Below are 247 nucleotides of genomic sequence, written 5' to 3'. Positions count from 1 at the left end.
CAACGTCCTACTCTCACAGGGACGCGTGTCCCAACTACCATCGGCGCTGAGAAGCTTAACTTCCGTGTTCGGTATGGGAACGGGTGTGACCTTCTCGCCTTAATTACCAGACTATTTGGTTTGAGGTATCATTCCCTCAAAACTAGATAATGCAGAAGAAGTTTGTAAACCCGAGATTGCCTTAAAAATGGTTAAGTCCTCGAACGATTAGTATCAGTCAGCTCCACATGTTACCACGCTTCCACCT

1 rRNA gene is annotated in these 247 nt (G+C 46.6%); it reads right to left on the bottom strand.

Features of this window, described 5'->3' with window-relative positions:
* Positions 1–111 (bottom strand): 5S ribosomal RNA (gene rrf, locus KW850_RS33035); the annotation flags it as partial.
* Between the last annotated feature and the right edge of the window lie 136 nt (positions 112–247).

Source organism: Bacillus sp. sid0103, from assembly GCF_019219025.1.
This window is presented reverse-complemented; position numbering and strand designations above follow the sequence as displayed.